At 62.6% G+C, this 19,268-nt stretch carries 16 protein-coding genes; 13 read left to right on the forward strand and 3 right to left on the reverse strand.

What is annotated here, in order from left to right:
- Nucleotides 1-57: 57 nt before the first annotated feature.
- The 8 genes from UB31_RS28945 to UB31_RS28985 all read left to right on the forward strand — a co-directional run bounded on the left by UB31_RS28945 (nt 58) and on the right by UB31_RS28985 (nt 9,090).
- Nucleotides 58-294: a DUF1127 domain-containing protein gene (locus UB31_RS28945; protein ID WP_045008702.1), complete on the forward strand. Its 237-nt coding sequence runs from the start codon at nt 58-60 to the stop codon at nt 292-294.
- A gap of 1,055 nt (nt 295-1,349) precedes the next feature.
- A complete protein-coding gene (locus UB31_RS28955) occupies nt 1,350-1,697 on the forward strand; it encodes a hypothetical protein (RefSeq protein ID WP_045008701.1) in 348 nt (115 codons plus the stop codon).
- 340 nt (nt 1,698-2,037) lie between these two features.
- Nucleotides 2,038-3,012: a formylglycine-generating enzyme family protein gene (locus UB31_RS28960; RefSeq protein WP_045013364.1), complete on the forward strand. Its 975-nt coding sequence runs from the start codon at nt 2,038-2,040 to the stop codon at nt 3,010-3,012.
- Between the two features lie 51 nt (nt 3,013-3,063).
- Entirely contained in the window at nt 3,064-4,779 is a 1,716-nt protein-coding gene (locus UB31_RS28965; protein WP_502691291.1) for an arylsulfatase, read from the forward strand.
- A gap of 54 nt (nt 4,780-4,833) precedes the next feature.
- Nucleotides 4,834-5,838, forward strand: coding sequence for an HAD family hydrolase (locus UB31_RS28970; protein WP_045013365.1), 1,005 nt, complete (start codon nt 4,834-4,836; stop codon nt 5,836-5,838).
- Between the two features lie 101 nt (nt 5,839-5,939).
- Complete coding sequence (locus UB31_RS28975; protein ID WP_045013366.1) at nt 5,940-7,259, forward strand: TAXI family TRAP transporter solute-binding subunit; 1,320 nt, start codon at nt 5,940-5,942, stop codon at nt 7,257-7,259.
- A 29-nt stretch (nt 7,260-7,288) separates the two neighbouring features.
- On the forward strand, nt 7,289-8,329 hold the full coding sequence (locus UB31_RS28980; protein WP_045008870.1) for a SphA family protein: 1,041 nt from the start codon (nt 7,289-7,291) through the stop codon (nt 8,327-8,329).
- An 86-nt stretch (nt 8,330-8,415) separates the two neighbouring features.
- Entirely contained in the window at nt 8,416-9,090 is a 675-nt protein-coding gene (locus UB31_RS28985) for a bestrophin-like domain (RefSeq protein WP_045013367.1), read from the forward strand.
- A gap of 22 nt (nt 9,091-9,112) precedes the next feature.
- On the opposite strand, the gene UB31_RS28990 is transcribed toward UB31_RS28985, so the two are convergent.
- From UB31_RS28990 to UB31_RS29000, 3 genes are all read right to left on the reverse strand, one after another.
- The gene (locus UB31_RS28990; RefSeq protein ID WP_045013368.1) at nt 9,113-9,574 is read right to left on the reverse strand and encodes a hypothetical protein; all 462 of its coding nucleotides are present in this window, start codon (nt 9,572-9,574) and stop codon (nt 9,113-9,115) included.
- 144 nt (nt 9,575-9,718) lie between these two features.
- Nucleotides 9,719-10,144 (reverse strand): universal stress protein, encoded by a 426-nt coding sequence (locus tag UB31_RS28995; RefSeq protein ID WP_045008695.1) that lies wholly within the window; start codon nt 10,142-10,144, stop codon nt 9,719-9,721.
- 71 nt (nt 10,145-10,215) lie between these two features.
- Entirely contained in the window at nt 10,216-10,752 is a 537-nt protein-coding gene (locus UB31_RS29000) for a SixA phosphatase family protein (RefSeq protein WP_045013369.1), read from the reverse strand.
- A gap of 93 nt (nt 10,753-10,845) precedes the next feature.
- Here UB31_RS29000 and UB31_RS29005 point away from each other — a divergent pair, with 93 nt between their 5' ends.
- The 5 genes from UB31_RS29005 (at nt 10,846) to UB31_RS29025 (ending at nt 19,229) form a co-directional block, all read left to right on the forward strand.
- On the forward strand, nt 10,846-12,303 hold the full coding sequence (locus UB31_RS29005) for an NAD(P)/FAD-dependent oxidoreductase (protein WP_045013370.1): 1,458 nt from the start codon (nt 10,846-10,848) through the stop codon (nt 12,301-12,303).
- Nucleotides 12,304-12,389: 86 nt separating this feature from the next.
- A complete protein-coding gene (msrB, locus tag UB31_RS29010; protein ID WP_045013517.1) occupies nt 12,390-12,902 on the forward strand; it encodes a peptide-methionine (R)-S-oxide reductase MsrB in 513 nt (170 codons plus the stop codon).
- A gap of 239 nt (nt 12,903-13,141) precedes the next feature.
- Nucleotides 13,142-15,400 (forward strand): flagellar hook-basal body complex protein, encoded by a 2,259-nt coding sequence (locus tag UB31_RS29015; protein WP_045013371.1) that lies wholly within the window; start codon nt 13,142-13,144, stop codon nt 15,398-15,400.
- A 35-nt stretch (nt 15,401-15,435) separates the two neighbouring features.
- The gene (gene flgK, locus UB31_RS29020; protein WP_045013372.1) at nt 15,436-17,316 is read left to right on the forward strand and encodes a flagellar hook-associated protein FlgK; all 1,881 of its coding nucleotides are present in this window, start codon (nt 15,436-15,438) and stop codon (nt 17,314-17,316) included.
- A 20-nt stretch (nt 17,317-17,336) separates the two neighbouring features.
- Nucleotides 17,337-19,229 carry a flagellar protein gene (locus UB31_RS29025; RefSeq protein WP_045013373.1) on the forward strand — a complete coding sequence of 631 codons (1,893 nt, stop codon included), beginning with the start codon at nt 17,337-17,339 and terminating at the stop codon, nt 19,227-19,229.
- Nucleotides 19,230-19,268 lie beyond the last annotated feature (39 nt).

Below are 19,268 nucleotides of genomic sequence, written 5' to 3' on the forward strand. Positions count from 1 at the left end.
AGCGTCTGCGCCAACGGCATCCCCTTCGCCGCGTGGACAGAAGGCCGGAGAAGAAAAATGACCACGATCTCGCAAACTTCGGGGCGGAGTTTAAGCCCCTCCTCATCGGGCGGATTTTTCCGCGCGCTCGCCAATTTCGCCCATGCGCTGTTCGACCGCCTCGAGCACCGCTCTGCGGTCAAGACGCTGAACGAGCTCGACGACCGCGCTTTGCGCGACATCGGGATCACGCGCAGCCAGATCGAAGACGCCGTCTACGGGCAGTTCAAAGCCGAGCTGACGCGTTATCTGTAAGACTCTGTCATCACGCCCGGCAGGTCCGGCGTGGTGACGTACAATGCCTCAGCATCGTTATTGCGAGCGCAGCGAAGCAATCCAGAATCTTTCCGGGGTTGCAGTTTCAACTCCGTCATCCTGAGGCGCGAGCAGCGCAGCGCAGTGCAGCTGCACTGCGCTGCGAGCCTCGAAGGATAGACGGCCGAGATGCAGCCGGGCTGTCGCCCTTCGAGGCTCGCCCGGCGGCGCATATGCGCCGCAGAGTTCGCACCTCAGGGTGACGGTGATAGATTGGTGCGCGCGCTGACATCCTTATTCGATCTCTGAGCAACAGACACGCCTTCGCCCCCTCGCGGCTTGTTTTGCCCGAGCTTTGCCCCTTGCACTGCCCTCAAATGAAAGAGGGCGCAGGGAAGACCGGGCGCCGGCTGGCACCCGCGGTCCACTGTGCGAAGTTGCGTTGCGAAATCTGCACAGCGGCATACAGGTGAAGCCAGGACATCCCGGCCTTCCCTGCGCAGTGGTTTTACGGCTTATGTCGCGCTCTCCCCGGGGAGCGATGCACTATTGCCCCCGTCGCCTTGCGGATGATCGATGCACGCGCCCGGTCGGGCAGCCCACATCACCGCAAGACTTGGCGCACAGACCCCGGGCGCCAGGACCACACGATTTTGCCGTACGCCGATCACACCGGTCGTGTGCGCGATGCCTTCGCTCACGGTTGCCCGCCCTGCGATGCTGTTCGCGCCGATGTGGCCTGCGTCCACCGCCGTCCGGCCCGCGTTCGTGACGATCGCGATGCGCCCCTCTTCCTTGGGCCGGAGTAGGCGACACATACGCCCTTTCCGAATTTCGGTAAAGTAGAATATTTTTATTGACGAGGCTTGACAGTGGTCTTGCCCGCCGCGCGCCCTGTTTTGCCCGTCGCACGTCGTGAACCCTGCCTTCAAGACTGAACTTGCGAATTTGATTGTTTCGCGGGCGCGCAAGCGTAGAGTTGCGTCGCGCAGGCCTACAACGCGCCCGACTGCGGAAATTCAGGTCTCTAACACGCCCGTGCGAGGAGGACCAAAATGCTGCCGCACATCTCGACAGTAGTGCTGACGTTACCGCTGATCTTCACCGTCGCCGACACCGTGCCGACTTTCAACATTCAACGGGGCTGCAAAGTAGATAGCGCGGCGGCTTTCGATCCCAATGCCGGCATGAGCGCGACAATCAAGCGCTGTGTGGACGACGAGCAACGGGCAAAAGATCAGCTTCAAACGCAATGGTCGGTTTTTTTGGCGTCTGACCGCACTATGTGTATGTCAGTTGCCGTTGGTGAGAAGGCTGACGACAATGCGATGCCGCCCAGTTACGTCGAATTGTTGACCTGTCTTCAGGATCAACAGTTTGCGCGAAAGCTTCCCAAGAACTGATCGTTATCGCGACGCAAGACTGGATCCGCCGCTAATCCGAACCTCGACCGCCCGATTTGATTTAGATCAACACTCGGAATTTTCACTGGCCGAGGCATCCGCGATTGCGAGGATAATCATGCTTGCTTCCGCAGCGTGTCAGGCGCAATGTCCGGTAGCAGACAATCGTCCAGACCTTTGATGTCTATCGGACGACGATTCAAATCGCTCTAGCATTCTTCAACATTCAATTGGCGTCCGGCGCGCATTGAAAAGCGCGGCATGGGATAATCAGCAGTAACTTCTTGGCCTCGCCGTCAGGAAGAGAGCAGCCGTGTGCCTTAAGGGGATCGCGCGTATCATGAGTCTCTCTGAAGTGGGCACTCGGGCAATTGCTGAGCGGCAAGCCGACATGCGGCTCATTCCCGGCGGTACGTTCCGCATGGGATCTGACAAGCACTACCCCGAGGAGAAGCCCGCTCATCGCGTTACAGTCGATAGCTTTTGGATCGACCGAACCCCCGTGACGAACCGGCAGTTTCGCGCATTCATTGAAGCGACGGGATACGTCACCTTTGCCGAGATCGCTCCCGATCCGAACGATTATCCGGGCGCATTGGCCCACATGCTGAAAGCGGGATCGCTCGTCTTCAGTCCACCGGACCATCCCGTCGATCTCCGCAATTTCGCCAACTGGTGGAGTTTCAAGTTCGGCGCCAATTGGCGTCGCCCCTATGGCAAGGGCAGCTCGATCCGCGGTCTCGACAATCATCCCGTCGTGCACGTCGTCTATCGAGACGCTGCTGCATACGCTGCGTGGGCCGGCAAGGAATTGCCGACCGAGGCCGAGTGGGAATACGCGGCCGCGGGAGGACTCGGCCAAACTGAATTTGCCTGGGGCGAAGAGTTGATGCCCGGCGGCCGGCACATGGCCAACATCTGGCATGGCGAATTCCCTCACGAGAACCTCGCAAGCGACGGTTACGCGCGCACTTCGCCGGTCGACGCGTTTCCGCCGAACGGCTTCGGCCTCTCGGACATGATCGGCAATGTCTGGGAATGGACTGTCGATTGGTATTCGGCCGCGCATATCGGCGACGCGGCGAAAGCGTGCTGCATTCCGGAGAATCCGCGCGGCGGGATCGAAGGCGACAGCTACGACCCCTGTCAGCGCCAACTCACGATTCCTCGCAAGGTCGTCAAGGGCGGCTCCCATTTATGCGCGCCAAACTACTGCCGCCGCTACCGGCCGGCGGCGCGCCACGCACAGCCGGTCGACACGTCGATGAGCCATGTGGGCTTCAGGTGCGTCATCAGAGAAGGTGACGGACCCTGAGTTCCCGATTGTGCACGTCGGCTTTTGAAGATCCCACAGGAGGATTATTCTATGAGCGACAATGACCACGACAAGCGTCGACCCGCCCCCGAGACCAGCAAGCCAACGGGTCAAGGATTGAAACGCCGCGATCTGTTGTTGAGCGGCAGTTCGCTTGTTGCAGCCTCTGCGCTCTCCGCAGTTGGGCTGACAAGCTCTGCAGAAGCCCAACAACCAGCAGCTACGCCAACCGCCGCCGGGCAGAAACCAAATATCGTCGTCATCATGGGGGACGATATCGGCATCTGGAATATCGGCGCCTACCACCGTGGCATGATGGCCGGCCGGACGCCAAACCTCGACAAGATCGCCGCAGAGGGCATGCTGTTCACCGACTATTACGCCGAGGCGAGTTGCACCGCCGGCCGCGCCAACTTCATCACCGGCGAGCTGCCGATCCGCACCGGCATGACCACGGTCGGCCAGGCAGGCGCCCCCACGGGCCTGCCGGCGGAAGCCGTGACCATTGCCGCCGCGTTGAAAGGCATGGGCTACGCCACCGGCCAATTCGGCAAGAACCACCTTGGCGATAAGAACGAGTTTCTGCCGACAGTGCATGGTTTCGACGAGTTCTTCGGCTATCTCTATCACCTCGACGCGATGGAAGACCCGGCGCATCCTGCCTATCCGCAGGAACTGCTCAACAAGGTGGGTCCTCGCAACATGGTTCATTCCTATGCGACCGATGTCGACGATCCCACGGTGGATCCGCGCTGGGGCAAGGTCGGCAAGCAGAAGATCGAAGACGCCGGCACGCTCTATCCGAAGCGGATGGAGACCGTGGACGACGAGATCCGTGACCTTTCCCTCAAGTTCATCGACAAGGCCAAGGCCGACAACAAGCCGTTCTTCCTGTGGCTCAATCCGACTCGCATGCACATCGTCACGCATCTGTCGCCAAAGTACGAGGCTTTACGCAACTCCAAGAACGGCTGGACGATTCATGAAGCCGGCATGGCGCAGCTCGACGACGATGTCGGCATCGTGATGCAAAAGCTCAAGGACATGGGCGTGGATGACAACACCATCGTCATCTTCACCACCGACAACGGCACCGAGGTCTTCACCTGGCCGGATGGTGGACAGACGCCGTTCGCGCAGAGCAAGGGCACGATCATGGAGGGCGGCTTCCGCGCGCCGGCGATGATCCGCTGGCCCGGCAAGGTGCCGGCCGGCAAGATCGAGAACGGTATCATCTCCGGGCTGGACTGGTTTCCGACCTTGCTGGCCGCCGCCGGCAACCCGAACATTGCCGACGAACTGAAGAAGGGCAAGGTTATCGGTGACCGCACCTACAAATGCTATCTCGACGGCTATAATCAGATGGACATGATCACCGGCAAGGGGGCGTCGAACCGGCACGAAATCTGGTACTTCGGCGAAAGCGAGCTAGGTGCCGTCCGCATCGATGACTACAAGTATCGTTTCATCGACCAGCCCAGCGGATGGCTAGGCGAAAAAAGCAAGGTCGACGTGCCTTTCCTGATCAACCTTCGCCTGGATCCTTTCGAACGCACCGGCTGGCCGGATAACGGAACCAAGTACGGCGCGCAACAATACTTCGACTGGTTCAAATATGAATTCTGGCGCTTCGTGTTCGTCCAGCAGGAGGTCGAGAAACTGGCCATGACCGCCATCGAATTTCCGCCGATGCAAAAGGGCGCGAGTTTCAATCTGGATGCCGTAAAGGAGAAGATTGCGGCGGCGAGGAATGCGATCGCCAAGTAGGCCAACTAAAGGCGCAACTGAACGACCGCCGACCGGCCCATCGAGGTCTCGCCCATGAAGATGCTCTGGTTAAATTGGGTCCGCATCGCTGCGGTGGCAGCGATCGCGATATCGTCGACGGCTCCTGGCTTTGCCCAGGAGCCGCTGCCGTCGTGGAACGACACGGCTCCGAAGAAAGCCATCGAGGCTTTCGTCGAGCGTGTCACCACGCAGGGCTCGCCGGACTTCGTGCCGCCGGCCGAGCGCATTGCGACCTTCGACAATGACGGCACGTTGTGGGCGGAGCAGCCGCTCTATTTTCAGCTCGTCTTTGCCCTCGACCGGGTGAAGGCGCTCGCGCCACTCCATCCGGAGTGGAAGGACAAGGAGCCGTTTGCCTCGCTGCTCAAGGGTGACCTCAAGGGCGCGCTTGCCGGTGGCGAAGCCGCGATTTTCCAGATCGTCACGGTCACGCATTCCGGCATGACGACGGACGAATTCGAGAAAATCGTCGGCGACTGGCTCGCGACCGCCAGGCACCCGAAGACCGGCAAGCTTTACACCGAGATGGTGTATCAGCCGATGCTTGAATTGCTCGCCTATTTGCGCGCCAACGGCTTCAAGACCTTCATCGTGTCCGGCGGCGGCATCGATTTCATGCGCGTCTTCTCCGAACGCGTCTATGGCATTCCACCCGAGCAGGTTGTCGGCAGCAGCGGCAAGCTGAGTTTCGAGCTGCGTGACGGCAAGCCCCGGCTGATGAAGCTCCCCGAACTCGATTTCAACGACGACAAGGCTGGCAAGCCCGTCGCGATTCAGATGCATATCGGCCGTCATCCGATTGCGGCATTCGGCAACTCCGATGGCGACCTGCAGATGCTCGAATGGGCGAGACAAGGAGCCGGCGTTCGCTTTGCTTTGATCGTGCACCACACCGATGCCGAACGGGAATGGGCGTATGACCGCAACTCCTCCGTCGGCAGGCTCGACAAGGCGCTCGACGTCGCTCAGGCGGAGGGCTGGACCGTTGTCGACATGAAGAATGACTGGAAGCGCGTATTCGCGTTCGAAGGAAAATGAAGCGCCGAATGGCCTGAAAACCGTCCGGCCGGGAAGCGATACGACGAAAAAAGTCAGCCGCGCAGCAGCGGTAATCGATCGACGTGTTGGGGACGACAGGCATGACTTCGCTGAATTTGCCGGTGTGGCTTCGTTTTGTCCTGCTCGTCGGTATGTCTGGTCTTGCGGCAGGCGCGGGCCTGTTCGCTTATCGGTACTACACGCGTCCGGTGACCTTGAGCGTAGCGGTCGGTTCGATTGACGGCGAAGCCGCCAAGATGATGTCCGCCATGGCAAGCCGACTCGTCACGACCAACGCGCCGGTCCGGCTGAAGGTTGTCGACAGCGGCACGGCGCTCGAGGCGGCAAATGCGTTTTCGGCAGGCAAAGTAGACCTTGCCGTAGTTCGCGGCGATGTCGGTGACCTTTCACAAGCGAAAGCTGTGGTGGTCGTGAGCCACATGGTCGTGCTCGTCGTCGCGCCGCCGGGGTCGACCATCGATAGCATCGACAAATTGAAGGGCCGGCGCATCGGGGTGATCGGCGGAGACGCCAATGCCAAAATCGCCGATGTGCTGAGCAAGGAATACGGACTGGATCGGCAGAAGACGTTCAAGGATATCGCTTTGACGGATGCGCGGCGAGCCATCGAATCCAAAGAGGTCGCCGCGGTGCTCGTCGTGATCCCTTTGGCCCAGAAATATTTGTCGCTGGTGCGAGGCTTCTCCCAGCAAGGGCCAAAAGCGCTGCCGATCCTCATCGCGATCGATTCCGCCGCGGCAATCGCGGAGACCGAGCGTGCTTACGAGAGTTTCGACGTCCCAAAGGGCACCTTGCGAGGGGCACCGCCGGTCCCGGAGGATGACCTCACCACCTTGAGGACTTCGCTCTACCTGGTTGCAAACAAGAAGCTTGGTTCCGATCTGGTCGCCACGCTCACACAGACGATCATGAGCGTCCGCAGGGACCTTCTGGCCGAGGACCCGATTTTCGCGCAGATCACCGCGCCCAGCACCGACCAGGATGCCTATCTTCCGCTGCATCCCGGAGCGGCAGCCGTCTACAACAGCACCACACAGAGTTTCATGGATGAATATGGCAACTGGATTTACTTGACGCCGATGATCCTGGGAGGCGCTGCGACCGTCTTCGCCGCGGCCTGGAAATTCCTGGGACTTGGGAGCCCGAAAAGCGAGGGTCCGCTGGATTCCCTCTATGCGCTGGGGCGCCGTATCCGAAAGGCTGGCACCGAGGCCGAACTCTCCGACGTCGAGGAAGAGATCGACGGTATCCTCAGCGCGCAACGCGCCAAAGCAGCGCGCGGAGACGAGAGCGCGGTGGACGACGCGACGTTGAATGTCGCCGCCCACCGGCTCGAGAGCCTGATCCACGATCGACGAACGATGCTGGCGAAGAAACCTGCAGTCGCTTCGGCAGCTTAAGCGGCAACAGGAGATGGGTCTTGAAATATTTGACGCTCCGAACTTCTGCAGCCACCGCCCTTTTATGCGCCGGCCTTCTTTCTATCGCCGCGACGGTTTCGCGGGCCGATGAAAGCGGCACCAGTTTTTGGCTCCCGGGCATATTCGGGAGTCTCGCGGCCGCGCCGGGGCAGCCGGGATGGGCGTTCGCGACGGTCTATTATCATACGTCCGTCAGTGCTGGTGCCGATGTTGCGCGTTCCCGCGAACTTCAGATCGGGACCCTCAATCCGAACCTGAACGTTAACCTGAATGCGACCCTGAAAGCCGATGCAGACCTCGCTTTGCTCGTCCCGAGCTACACGTTCGCAACCCCGGTCCTCGGCGGCCAGTTGGCGGTCCAGATGGCAGCCATCGTCGGGCGCACGAGCGCCACCGTCAATGGAACGCTGTCCGCTTCGCTGCCGCCCTTCAGCTTGCTGCGAACCGACAGCATCGGCGACTCCGTCACTGGCTTTGGCGACCTCTATCCGCAGATGTCATTGAAGTGGAATTTTGGGGTGAACAACTTCATGACCTATGTCACTGGGGATATTCCGGTCGGCAATTACAGTTCGATGAGACTGGCCAATTTGGGGCTGGGGCATGGAGCGATCGACGGGGGTGTCGGTTACACCTACTTTAATCCGGCAACCGGACATGAATTCTCGGCGGTCACGGGGCTGACCTACAATTTCACTAATCCGGTGACCAACTACCAGAGTGGCGTCGATTGGCACCTGGACTGGGGCGCATCGCAATTCGTCTCCAAACAGGTCCTTATCGGCCTGGTCGGTTACGTCTATCAGCAACTGACGGCGGATAGCGGCCAGGCCGCGATCCTCGGTGAATTCAAGTCGCGGGTGTTCGCGGCAGGACCGCAAATCGGCTTCATCTTTCCGGTCGGCGACATGCAGGGGTACCTGAATCTCAAGGGCTACAAGGAATTTGGAGCGGAGAACCGCCCGGAAGGCTGGAATGCGTGGCTTACTTTCTCACTGTCTCCCGCCGCGGCGGCCCCGCCGCTGCGACCGACGCTGGTGCACAAGTAATCGGCCCAGCAAGGGCCGTCAGCCAAGCCGCCTATCCAGCGCAGAGCACCGTTTCAGCCGCCCAAGAGGCAGAGCGATCACAAAATATGAACGATCTATCGATCTCGCTTGTTGTGTTCGCCGTGATATTTGGTGGCGCCCTGATCGGCATGGCCGTTCGACCTTTCTTGTCGGAGCATCATCAGACTGCGGACTCCAGAGAAGTCGTGAAGATGACGACGGGCCTGATCGGGACCTTGACGGCGCTCGTGCTGGGTCTGCTGATCGCGTCAGCGAAGAATTCGTTCGATCAAAAGACCAATCAGGTCAGGCAAATGACCGCGACCATCATCCTTCTGGACGATCTGCTCATGCGGTATGGCCCGGAAGCAACCCATCTGCGAAACCTTCTGCGCCAGAGCATTCAGCCGCTAGCCGATCGCATCTGGCACGAGGAAGAGATGGCGGCTGGCAGGCCCGTTCGGTTCGAATCGAGTGCGGAGTCATCCGCATTTGAAATCGAACTGGGGCGGCTGTCGCCGAACAATGACCTCCAGCGATCGCTGCAATCTCGGGCCACCCAGGCCTTCACGGAAGCCGCGCAGATTCGACTGCAATTGTTTGCGCAAACCAGCGGTGCGATTCCAACGCCATTCCTGGTCATTCTGGCGTTCTGGCTTTGCGCGATTTTTCTGGTTCTGGAACTGGAAAACCCCTTCAGGGGGCTGATGGGGATCTCGAGCCAGGCGCTGCGAACCGCTCTATCGCCACTGGCTTCTTGAGTTACAAGCTTGTGGACGGGGATCAGGCCAACGCGATCTGGTGCCACCCGCAGCCAGAACCTCGATCGTCCTCGGACTGGTCGGATCTGCGTCGAGGCTTCGTCGGAGCGCCACCCTGGCGCCGATGCCGGACATCCAGACGCGGCAAGTGCGCGATGACGCTGCCGACGAGCAACGCGATGCGCGTCTTCGCCTGTCTGACGGCGAACAGGATCGTCGTGACGCGGCTCAGCACGCCGAGGAGGAACAGCACCGAGAAGATGTCGATATAGGCGAGGAGATCGCCCACCAGCATCAGCTCCGGCGGAATCGGAATCCTATGGTAGTAGGCCAACACGAGAATGACGACGGGGATGAACGCAACGACCTGCCGCACCGTCAGCCTGCCCAGCAGCGCCGCCAGTTGGACGACCAGCACCTCCCACAGCGCATCGCCGATCGCGAGCGGGACTTCGTAAGTCCATCTCCGCCACAACTGCTTCACGACATTGCTCCGCGCTCAGTGCCTGACCACCAGTTTTGTAGCCCGGATGGAGCGAAGCGCAATCCGGGATTTCATCCAAGCGGAAAGAGCGGCCCCGGATTGCGCTGCGCTCCATCGGGCTACGACGGATTTCGTCGTGAGACTTTAGTGCCTGACCACCAGCACCGAGCACTTCGCGTAACGCACCACGTGCCCGGCGTTGGAGCCGAGGAAATAGGTGCGCATCGCCGGCCGGTGCGAGGTCATGACGATTAATTCGGCCTTCATGTGCACGGCTTCCTCCAGGATCTCGTGGTAGATGCCGCCCTGGCGCACCACGCTGGAGATGTGCCCCGCGTCGATGCCGGATTCGCGCGCGACGATGGCGAGTGCTTCTTCCGAGGTCTGGCGCTGCTGCTCGTCGAAATCCGCCGGCACATATTCAGCCAGCATCACCGGCGTCATCGGCAGCACGTTGAGCAGGCGCACCACGCCGCTCCAGGTCTGCGACAGCGTTGCCGCGGTCGCGATCGCCGGCTTTGCCAGATCGGTGTCGGCGAGGTCGATGGGCACGAGGATGGACTTGAACATCTGCGCCTCCAAATCTTCCAGTCGTCTTGCAATCAAGCCGGATCAACCGATCGAGACGGCGCCCGCGCGTCTCATCCCAGTCGAAGCAGCTTGGGGCTGACGAACAGCACCAGTTTGCCGCGGCGGTAGGCCACGTCACCCCAATCCTTGACGTCAAAGTCGAAGATCGCAAGCCCCGTGGTGGGCAGGTTGTCGGCGAGCGCCTTGGCGCCGGCCGGATCGCCGCTGCCCATCAGCATCAGGGCGGCCTCGTGCATGCCGGGATTGTGGCCAACCAGCAGCAATTGCCGGGGATTGGCCGGGGTGGTTGCAGTGCGAATGGTTTCCAGAATCTGCGCGGGATCGGCGCCGTAGAGTTCCGGCAGGATCTCGACCTGCGGCGCCGCGACGCGGCCCTTCATCGCCTCCCAGGCGGTGTCCCAGGTCTGCCGGGCCCGGACGGCGTGCGACACCAGCACGGTTTCGGGGGCCGGTGGATGGGCGGCGATCCAGTCACCGATCTCGGCGGCATCCTTCTGGCCGCGGTCGTCGAGCCGCCGATCCTGGTCACGGCCGCTCGGCGCGTCAGTCTCGGTCTTGGCGTGACGGAGCAGCATCAAACGGCGCATGGCATTCTCGAATCGTTACGCATCCAGGATAATCTACAGGCGCCGGCTGAGGACAAGGTGACAAGCGCCCGCTTGGTCCGTTAAGAAAACGACATGAGCGAGACTTTCACAAGCGTGTCCCAGGAAGAAGCCGGCTTTCGCGACCGCGCCCGGCTGTCGTTCGACCTCGATGCCGACATTTGCGTCATCGGGGCAGGCCTCGCCGGGCTCTCCATTGCGCTCGAGGCCGCCCGGCTCGGGGCCAGCGTCGCGGTGCTCGAGGGCCGCCATATCGGCTGGAACGCCTCCGGCAACCAGCTCGGCACCGTGATGCCGGGCTTTGCGCTGCCGCTCACCGAGCTGATCGAGCGCATCGGGTTCGAGGACGCGCGTGAATTGTGGACGCTGTCGAAGGAGGGCGCCGAGTTCGTCCGCGCCAACGCCACGGACGACAACATGCCGGGCATCGGCCCGAGCAATGGCGTGCTGGAAGTGTCCAACGTCGATGCCGGCGACCGGCTGATCAGGCGATTGCAGATGCTCGCCGAGGATTTCGACACCGAGGTCGAGGGCTGGCAGGCCGATCGTGTCCGCGCGGTGCTCAAGACCGATCATTACTTTCACGGCGTCTACTATCCCAAAGCGTTCCAGCTCGACGGCCGCAAATATGTGCATGGCCTCGCGGCGCTGGCGCGGCGGGCCGGCGCCCGCATCTTCGAGGATACGCCGGTCGTCAGCATCGACCATTCCGGCATCCGCAAGCGCATCGTCACGCCCTCGGCGCGGCTGCGCGCGACCCATATCGTGCTCGCCGGCAACATCCATCTCGGCGCCCCCCTGAGGCGGCTGTCGGAGACGCTGCTGCCGGTCTGGCGCTATGCCGGCGTCACCGCCCCGCTCGGCGAGCGCGTGCATGAGATCATCGCCTTCAAGGGATCGGTGATGGATTCCGACGGCGTCGACCATTTCCGGATCGTCGATGGCGATCGCCTGATGTGGGAAAGCCCGGAGACAACCTGGGCGGCACGGCCGCAGCGCTTTGCAGGTCCCGTCAGGCGCAGGATCCGCACGATCTTCCCGCAGCTTGGCAATGTCGAGATCACCGATACGTTCGGTGGCGTCACCGGCCAGACCGTGCATGGCATGCCGCAGATCGGCCAGTTGCGCAAAGGCCTCTGGGTGGCGAGCGGTTTTGGACGCCAGGGCATGAACACCTCCGCCATGGCCGGGCAGCTGATCGCACGCAGCATCCTGTGGGGCGACGAGCGCTGGCGGCTGTTCTCGCCGTTCGAGCTGGTTTGGGCGGGGGGCGCGACCGGGCGGGTCGCGGGCCAGCTGGTCGGAGTCTGGGGCAGGGCCAGTTCCGCCGCCGCGGGCTCGCTCGCCCGCTACCGCGAGCGGGTGCGGGGCAAGGACCGGGAACGCGAGGCGCGGCTGGCGGAGGCCAACCGGGCCGCCGGCACCGGTCCGCGCCGTGCGCCGCCCGGGGTTCGACCGCGGCCGGCCCCACCGCCGCAGCCTGCGGCCGAAACCGTGGAACCGGCCGTGCACGACGGCAGTGTCTCGCAATAAGTTGAGAAAAATCCCGCCTGGAAGTGTAACGTCTCCCGTTAGAACCCGTATCTCAGGGCGTGGACTTCCTGCGCACGGAGAAAGACATGTTTGATCGCCGCATCCTGTTGACGACCGTCGCCGGCCTGTTTGGCCTTTCGGCCTTCCGCTGGCTGAGAGGTACTCCGGCCGAAGCTGGAGAGAAGGCCGCCGAGAAGTTCGAGATCGAGAAGACCGATGCCGAGTGGCGCGCCCAGCTTACGCCGCAGCAATATGAGATCCTGCGTAAAGAGGGGACCGAGCGGCCGGGCACCAGCCCGCTGCTCAAGGAGCACCGCAAGGGCACCTTCGCCTGCGCCGGCTGCGACCTGTCGGTGTTCGCCTCGGAGACCAAGTTCGAGAGTGGCACGGGTTGGCCGAGCTTCTACCAGCCGATCGAGGGCAATGTCGGCAAGACCGAGGACCGCACCTACGGCATGCTCCGCACCGAGGTGCATTGCCGGCGCTGCGGCGGCCATCTCGGCCACGTCTTCGACGACGGTCCGAAGCCGACCGGATTGCGCTACTGCATCGACGGTTTCGGGCTGGTCTTCCACCCTGCGGCGCCGTCGGCAACGTAGGGCTCTTTAGTTTGACGCGTTTTCTTCACGCGAACCGGTAGCCACTTCGCTTGAAAACGCTTTGATGTCCCGGCAATTGTTGCCGGCCCGGCAATTGTGCCCCGGTCATTCGACCGGGGCCTCTCTATTTAAGTCATTGATTTCCTGAGAATACCCGCATTGGCATAGGCCTTGCGACGTCTCCTCCGAATGCGGCCATTGGTCTGCCGGCCGCCGAGATCGGATCTGGAGACAAAGTTATGGGTATCTTCGATGCAATGAACACCTCGGTGGGTGGCCTGCAAGCGCAGTCCTACGCGCTTCAGAACATTTCCGGCAACATCGCGAACTCATCCACCACGGCTTACAAGGGCATCGGGACCAGCTTCGAGGATCTCATCCCGGACGCTTCCGTGCCGAGCAAGCAGGTCGCCGGCGGCGTCACCGCGCATGCACAGGCGACCATCACTACGCAGGGCACGATCTCGTCTTCCACGGTCGCTACCAACATGGCGATCACCGGGGACGGCTTCTTTTCCGTGCAGGCCGCGACCGGCACCGTCGACAACGTGCCGGTGTTCAACGGCGTCACCGACTATACCCGACGCGGCGACTTTCAGGTCAATGCCAACGGCAATCTCGTCAACGGCGCCGGCTACTATTTGATGGGCGTCACGGTCGATCCGAAGACCGGCAACCCGACCGGCAGCGTGCCGACGGTGCTGCAATTCCAGAACAACTTCGTCCCGGCGCAGGCGACCACCTCGATCGACTATGCAGCGAACCTGCCGACCCAGCCGAATACCGTGGCGAGCTCGACCGCGACGAGCGGCACGCTGCTGGCTGCTGGTGGACTCAATCCGTCGGATTATGCCGCGAACCCGCTGTCAGTCGGCACGCCGCCGGCGCCCTACGCCAACGCAACAGATTCCGGCGCGGCCGCTACCGGCAATATTCGTACCGCGTATTCGTCGACGAGTGCGACGGGCACGACCGCGCTTCAGAACAACTCTTCGGCTGCGGCATCGACGACCACGTCCCTCGATGCGAACGCTGGCGTGCATCTTGCGTCGAGCATCCTCGCCGGACTGACCGGTCAGACGCTGACGATCAACAGCCACACCATCACCTTCGACACCAGCACAGGGGTTACGACGTCCAGCGGCAACACCACGATCGGCCTGGGCTCAGGCTCAGGCACTACCACAACGGTCGCCGATATTCTGAGCGCAATTCAGACCGCCGGTGGCACCGGTGTCACTGCAACGCTGACCGCCAGTGGGAACATCCAGATCAGCAGCGGCACCACGACCGACGTATCCATCAGCAGCGGCACGGCAGCCACCGCGCTCGGCCTCAGCAGCGTGACGCGCGGCGGCAACGTGCTGTCCACGCCTGCGATTTCGGGCTCCACTGTGCTGAGCGGTAGTGCGACGCCGGGCGGCGCCCAAGTGCTCTCATCAAGCTTCGCCGCGAACGACATCATCACGGTCGACGGCCAGCAGTTGAAGTTCATGGCCTCGGGCGCGTCCGGTCCAAACCAGATCAATATCACCGACAACATCACGACCCTGCTCGGCAAGATCGACGCTCTCTCCGGCGCCTCAGGGTCTTCGGTCAGCAGCGGCGGTGTGGTCACGCTGAACACCGGCACCGTCTCCGACCTGTCGGTCTCCAGCTCCAACAGCGCCGCCTTTGCCGCGCTCGGCTTCACCACAACCATTTCCAAGAATCGCGGCGGCGGCGGCACCGCCGGCACCGGCACCGTGATCGGCAACGACATCTCCACCTTCACCAAGGAATCGATCAGCGGCGGTGCCGTGACCGCCTACAACGCAGCTGGCACGCCGGTGAACCTGCAATTGCGCTGGGCCAAGACCGACAGTGCGTCGCTCGGCGCGGGTCATGCCGACACCTGGAACATGTTCTATCAGACCGACCCGAACGCGACCGGCACGACGGTCGGCTGGGTCAATACAGGCCAGGCTTTCACCTTTGCCAGCGACGGCTCGCTCACTTCGCCGAGCGGTTCGGGCATCACCATCCCCAACGTCAGCGTCAGCGGGCAATCGCTCGGTTCGGTCGCCTTCAACATCTCCACGGGGGGATTAACGCAATATGCGAGCACCAGCGGTGCGGTGACGATCAACACCATCACGCAGAACGGCTACGCCGCCGGTCAGCTCCGCTCCGTCGCCGTCAACAACAGCGGCATCGTGGTCGGCACCTTCTCTAACGGCCAGAACCTCGACCTCGCGCAAGTGACGCTGTCGCACTTCAACGGCACCAATTACCTCAAGGCGCTGGACGGCGGCGCCTATTCCGTGACCGACCAGTCCGGTCCGGCGATTGCCGGCGCTTCGGGCTCCATCAGCGGCTCGTCGCTGGAGGGATCCAACACCGACATCGCCGACGAATTCACCAAGCTGATCGTGACCCAGCAGGCCTACTCGGCCAACACCAAGGTGATCACGACCGCGAATTCGATGGTGCAGGACCTCTTGAACGTGTTGCGCTGATCAACGCGTAACGTAACCAAAGGCGGCAAGTCACCATGGGTTTGAGTTCAGCCCTTGCCAGTGCGATGAGCGGTCTGCGTGCCAACCAGGCTGCGCTGTCGATCGTCTCGTCGAACGTCGCGAATTCGCAGACGCCGGGTTACGTCGCCCAGACGCCGAACCAGATCGAGGTCACCACCGGAGAATTCGGCTCGACGGCGAAGACGACCGGCGTCAGCCGGGATATCGACACCTATGTGCAGAACCAGCTGCGCATCGAGACCGGTGGCAGCGGCTACGCCGACCAGACGGCCAACATTCTGAATCAGCTTCAGAATGTCTACGGCAACCCCGGCGGTAGCGGCACGCTCGAAACCGCGCTGAACAATTTCACCACCTCGTTGCAGGCATTGTCCACGAGCGCGGGCTCGTCGTCGGCGCAGACGGTGGCGCTCGGTGCGGCGCAGGCGCTGGCGACGCAGCTCAACGTCACCACCAAGGGCATCCAGTCGCTGCGCTCCAATGTCGAGCAGGATCTCGGCACCTCGGCGCAGCAGGCCAACGCGGCGATGAACCAGATCGCCGACATCAACACCAAGCTCCAGGGCCTGGCTTCGACTGATCCGTCCGCGGCAACGCTGATGGACCAGCGCGACCAGGCCATCAACTCGCTGTCGAAATATGTCGACGTCCGCGTCACCACCGACGGATCGAACCAGGCCAACATCTACACCACCACGGGCATCCAGCTCGTCGGCGCGGGGCTCGCTTCGCAATTCTCTTTCGCTTCAGTCGGCGCGCTGTCGGCGACCTCGCTCTACAACACCGATCCGGCCAAGTCCGGGGTCGGTGCGCTCACGATCAAGCTGCCGAACGGCTCGTCGATCGACGTCGCCGGCAACAGCGTGGTCTCCTCCGGCCAGATCGCAGCCGATCTGAAGCTGCGCGACCAGACGCTGGTGCAGGCACAGACCCAGGTGGATCAGCTCGCCGCGACGATGTCGAGCGCACTGTCGGACAAGACCACGGCCGGCAGCACGGTCTCCGGTCCGCCCGCAGGCTTCGACATCGATCTCGCCGGCGCGCAGCCGGGCAACACCGTCAACATTGCCTATACCGACTCCACCAACACGCAGCGCCAGATCACACTGGTGAACGTGACCGATCCGGCGGCGCTGCCGCTCCAGAACGCCACCAACGCGAACCCGATGCAGATCGGCGTCAATTTCGCGAACGGCATGGGCGCGATTGCGTCCGCGCTCAACACAGCGCTGCCTACCTCGCACTTGACCTTCTCACCGTCGCCGTCGCCTGCGACCGCGACATCGCTGCGCGTCACCGACGACAATTCCGGCCTCGCCAAGGTCAACTCGGCGTCGAGCACCAAGACGATCTCGTCGCTGACCTCCGGCAGTCCGCAGCTGCCGTTGTTCACCGACGGCGGCCAGGCGCTCTACACCGGTGCGATCACGGCGTCGGGCTCGCAGATGACCGGCCTTGCCGGCCGCATCGCCGTAAACACACAGCTCACCGCCGACCCGACCAGAATGTCGATCTACAGCACCTCGCCGGTGACGCCCACCGGTGACACCACGCGCTCGGACTATCTCTACTCGCAGCTCACCAATACGGTGTTCTCCTATTCGCCGCAGACCGGTCTCGGCTCGGCGAGCCAGCCGTTCACCGGCAGCGTCTCGAACTACCTCCAGCAATTCCTGAGCGTTCAGAGCAACGCCTCGACCCAGGCGACCGCGCTCCAGCAGGGCCAGAGCGTCGTGGTCTCGACGCTTCAGGCCAAGTTCAACTCGACCTCCAGCGTCAATCTGGACTCGGAGATGTCGAACTTGATCCAGCTCCAGAATGCCTATGCCGCCAACGCGCACGTGATGTCGGTGGTGCAGAGCATGATGACCACGTTGCTCCAGGCTCAAACGTAATTAGTACAGGGCTCTGAAACATGTCGATCAGCAGTATCAACTACGGTTCGTCGGTCCTCGGCGCGCAGATCCGCAACATCAATCAGCAGCTCACCGACCTGTCGACGCAGCTCTCGACCGGCAAGCTGTCGCAGAACTATTCCGGGATGGGGACCAACGAAGGCTTCGCGATAGCCTCGCGCTCGCAGCTTTCGAACATCGCCGCCTATACCGACACGATGACCAACGTCAACGTCAATATCAACCTCGCCAACACAGCGCTCCAGTCGCTGACGACGATCCGCAACACGGTGCAGACGGGCTCCGCCACGAGCTCGCAGGATCTCAACGTCAACGGCCAGACTGTCGCGCAGAACACCGCCGCCGCCCAGTTCGGCTCGATGGTCGGCGTCCTCAACACGCAGTCGGGTAACCGCTATCTGTTCTCGGGGACCGCCTACAACACGCAGTCGGTCGCCAACGCCGGCGACATCATCAACGGCACCACGACGCAGGCCGGCTTGAAGACCGTCATGGCCGAGCGGCAAGCCGCCGACCTCGGCGCCAACGGCATGGGGCGGCTGGTGCAGACCCAGCCGACGCCGAGCTCGGTGAACGTGTCCGAGGACGTCGCGGGATCGCCGTTCGGGTTGAAGATCGCCGCGGTGTCCTCGACGCTGACGGGCGCGACGGTCACCGGCCCGAGCGGTTCGCCGGTGTCGTTCTCGGTCGATCTCAACGGCGTCAATCCGAACAACGGCGACAAGCTCAGCGTGCAGTTCACGCTGCCGGACGGCTCGACCGAGCAGATCGACCTCACAGCGTCCAGCACGACGCCGACGCCGGTCGGGAGCTTTGCGATCGATGCAAGCACCCCCGTCAATCCAACCAACACGGCGACGAACCTCAACACCGCGCTGAACACCGCGATCCAGAAGCTCGCCAACACCTCGCTGGTGGCGGCATCTGCCGTGACGGCCGGCGACAATTTCTTCAACACAGATAGCTCGGCGATTGGCACCGCCAAGACCAACCAGGCCACTCCAGCGGCACCGATCAGCGGGACCACCGCGTTGTCCGGCACGGCGCCCTCGAACGCGATTGCGCCGGGCTTCTCTGCCGGCGACAGCATCACCGTCAACGGCACCACGCTCAGCTTCGTCGCCTCCGGCGCGACCGGCAACCAGCTCAACGTCACCGACAGCATCCAGACCTTGATGAGCAAGATCGACTCCATCACGGGGACCTCGAAGCCGTCGACCATCCATGGCGGTTCGATCACGATCAACACCGACGATGCAGCGAGCCTCAGCATCTCGGGCTCGACCCCGGGTGCGACCGCCGCGCTGGGCGCGCTGGGCTTCAGTTCGTCACCGATCACCGCTACCCAGCCGCCTCTGCGCGTCGGCTCAACGCCGGCGAGCTCGGCGACGACGCTGGTGAACGGCTCGGCCAATACCGTGAAATGGTACACCGGCAATGACGGGCCCGGCTCGCCGCGCTCGACCGCGGTGGCACGGGTCGACGATTCCGTCACGGTGCAATATGGCGCGCAGGCCGACGAGGACGCGATCCGCAAGCAGTTGCAGGCGGTTGCCGTGTACGGCACGTTCTCGACCTCGCCGACCGGGCAATATTCCGGCGCGCAAGTCGCGGCGCTGAGCCTGCGCACGACGCAGGCACTGACGCCGCAGGCCGGGCAGCAGAAGATCGAGGACATCCAGACCGACATCGCGATGGCCCAGAACACGATGAAGGACGCGACCACGCGCCAGACCCAGGCCAAGGCGCAGCTTCAGAACATCGTCGACCAGGCGGAATCGGCTTCGCCGGACCAGGTCGCGAGCGAAATCCTGTCGCTCCAGAATGCGCTCCAGGCGTCCTACCAGACTACCGCGAACCTCGCGCAGCTCTCGCTCGTCAAGTACCTGTAAGGGCGCATTAAGGCGCCGTTAACCATGCCTGTTTACCTC

It is taken from the genome of Bradyrhizobium sp. LTSP849, from assembly GCF_000938255.1.
Lineage (GTDB): Bacteria > Pseudomonadota > Alphaproteobacteria > Rhizobiales > Xanthobacteraceae > Bradyrhizobium.

Bases quoted from the DNA above. Each gene is read 5' to 3' on its own strand.
- UB31_RS28965 (WP_502691291.1), top strand. From the start codon at position 3,064: ATGAGCGACAATGACCACGACAAGCGTCGACCCGCCCCCGAGACCAGC.
- UB31_RS29005 (WP_045013370.1), top strand. From the start codon at position 10,846: ATGAGCGAGACTTTCACAAGCGTGTCCCAGGAAGAAGCCGGCTTTCGC.
- UB31_RS28955 (WP_045008701.1), top strand. From the start codon at position 1,350: ATGCTGCCGCACATCTCGACAGTAGTGCTGACGTTACCGCTGATCTTC.
- UB31_RS28970 (WP_045013365.1), top strand. From the start codon at position 4,834: ATGAAGATGCTCTGGTTAAATTGGGTCCGCATCGCTGCGGTGGCAGCG.
- UB31_RS29025 (WP_045013373.1), top strand. From the start codon at position 17,337: ATGTCGATCAGCAGTATCAACTACGGTTCGTCGGTCCTCGGCGCGCAG.
- UB31_RS29015 (WP_045013371.1), top strand. From the start codon at position 13,142: ATGGGTATCTTCGATGCAATGAACACCTCGGTGGGTGGCCTGCAAGCG.
- flgK (WP_045013372.1), top strand. From the start codon at position 15,436: ATGGGTTTGAGTTCAGCCCTTGCCAGTGCGATGAGCGGTCTGCGTGCC.
- UB31_RS28985 (WP_045013367.1), top strand. From the start codon at position 8,416: ATGAACGATCTATCGATCTCGCTTGTTGTGTTCGCCGTGATATTTGGT.
- UB31_RS28975 (WP_045013366.1), top strand. From the start codon at position 5,940: ATGACTTCGCTGAATTTGCCGGTGTGGCTTCGTTTTGTCCTGCTCGTC.
- UB31_RS29000 (WP_045013369.1), bottom strand. From the start codon at position 10,752: ATGCGCCGTTTGATGCTGCTCCGTCACGCCAAGACCGAGACTGACGCG.
- msrB (WP_045013517.1), top strand. From the start codon at position 12,390: ATGTTTGATCGCCGCATCCTGTTGACGACCGTCGCCGGCCTGTTTGGC.
- UB31_RS28960 (WP_045013364.1), top strand. From the start codon at position 2,038: ATGAGTCTCTCTGAAGTGGGCACTCGGGCAATTGCTGAGCGGCAAGCC.
- UB31_RS28995 (WP_045008695.1), bottom strand. From the start codon at position 10,144: ATGTTCAAGTCCATCCTCGTGCCCATCGACCTCGCCGACACCGATCTG.
- UB31_RS28945 (WP_045008702.1), top strand. From the start codon at position 58: ATGACCACGATCTCGCAAACTTCGGGGCGGAGTTTAAGCCCCTCCTCA.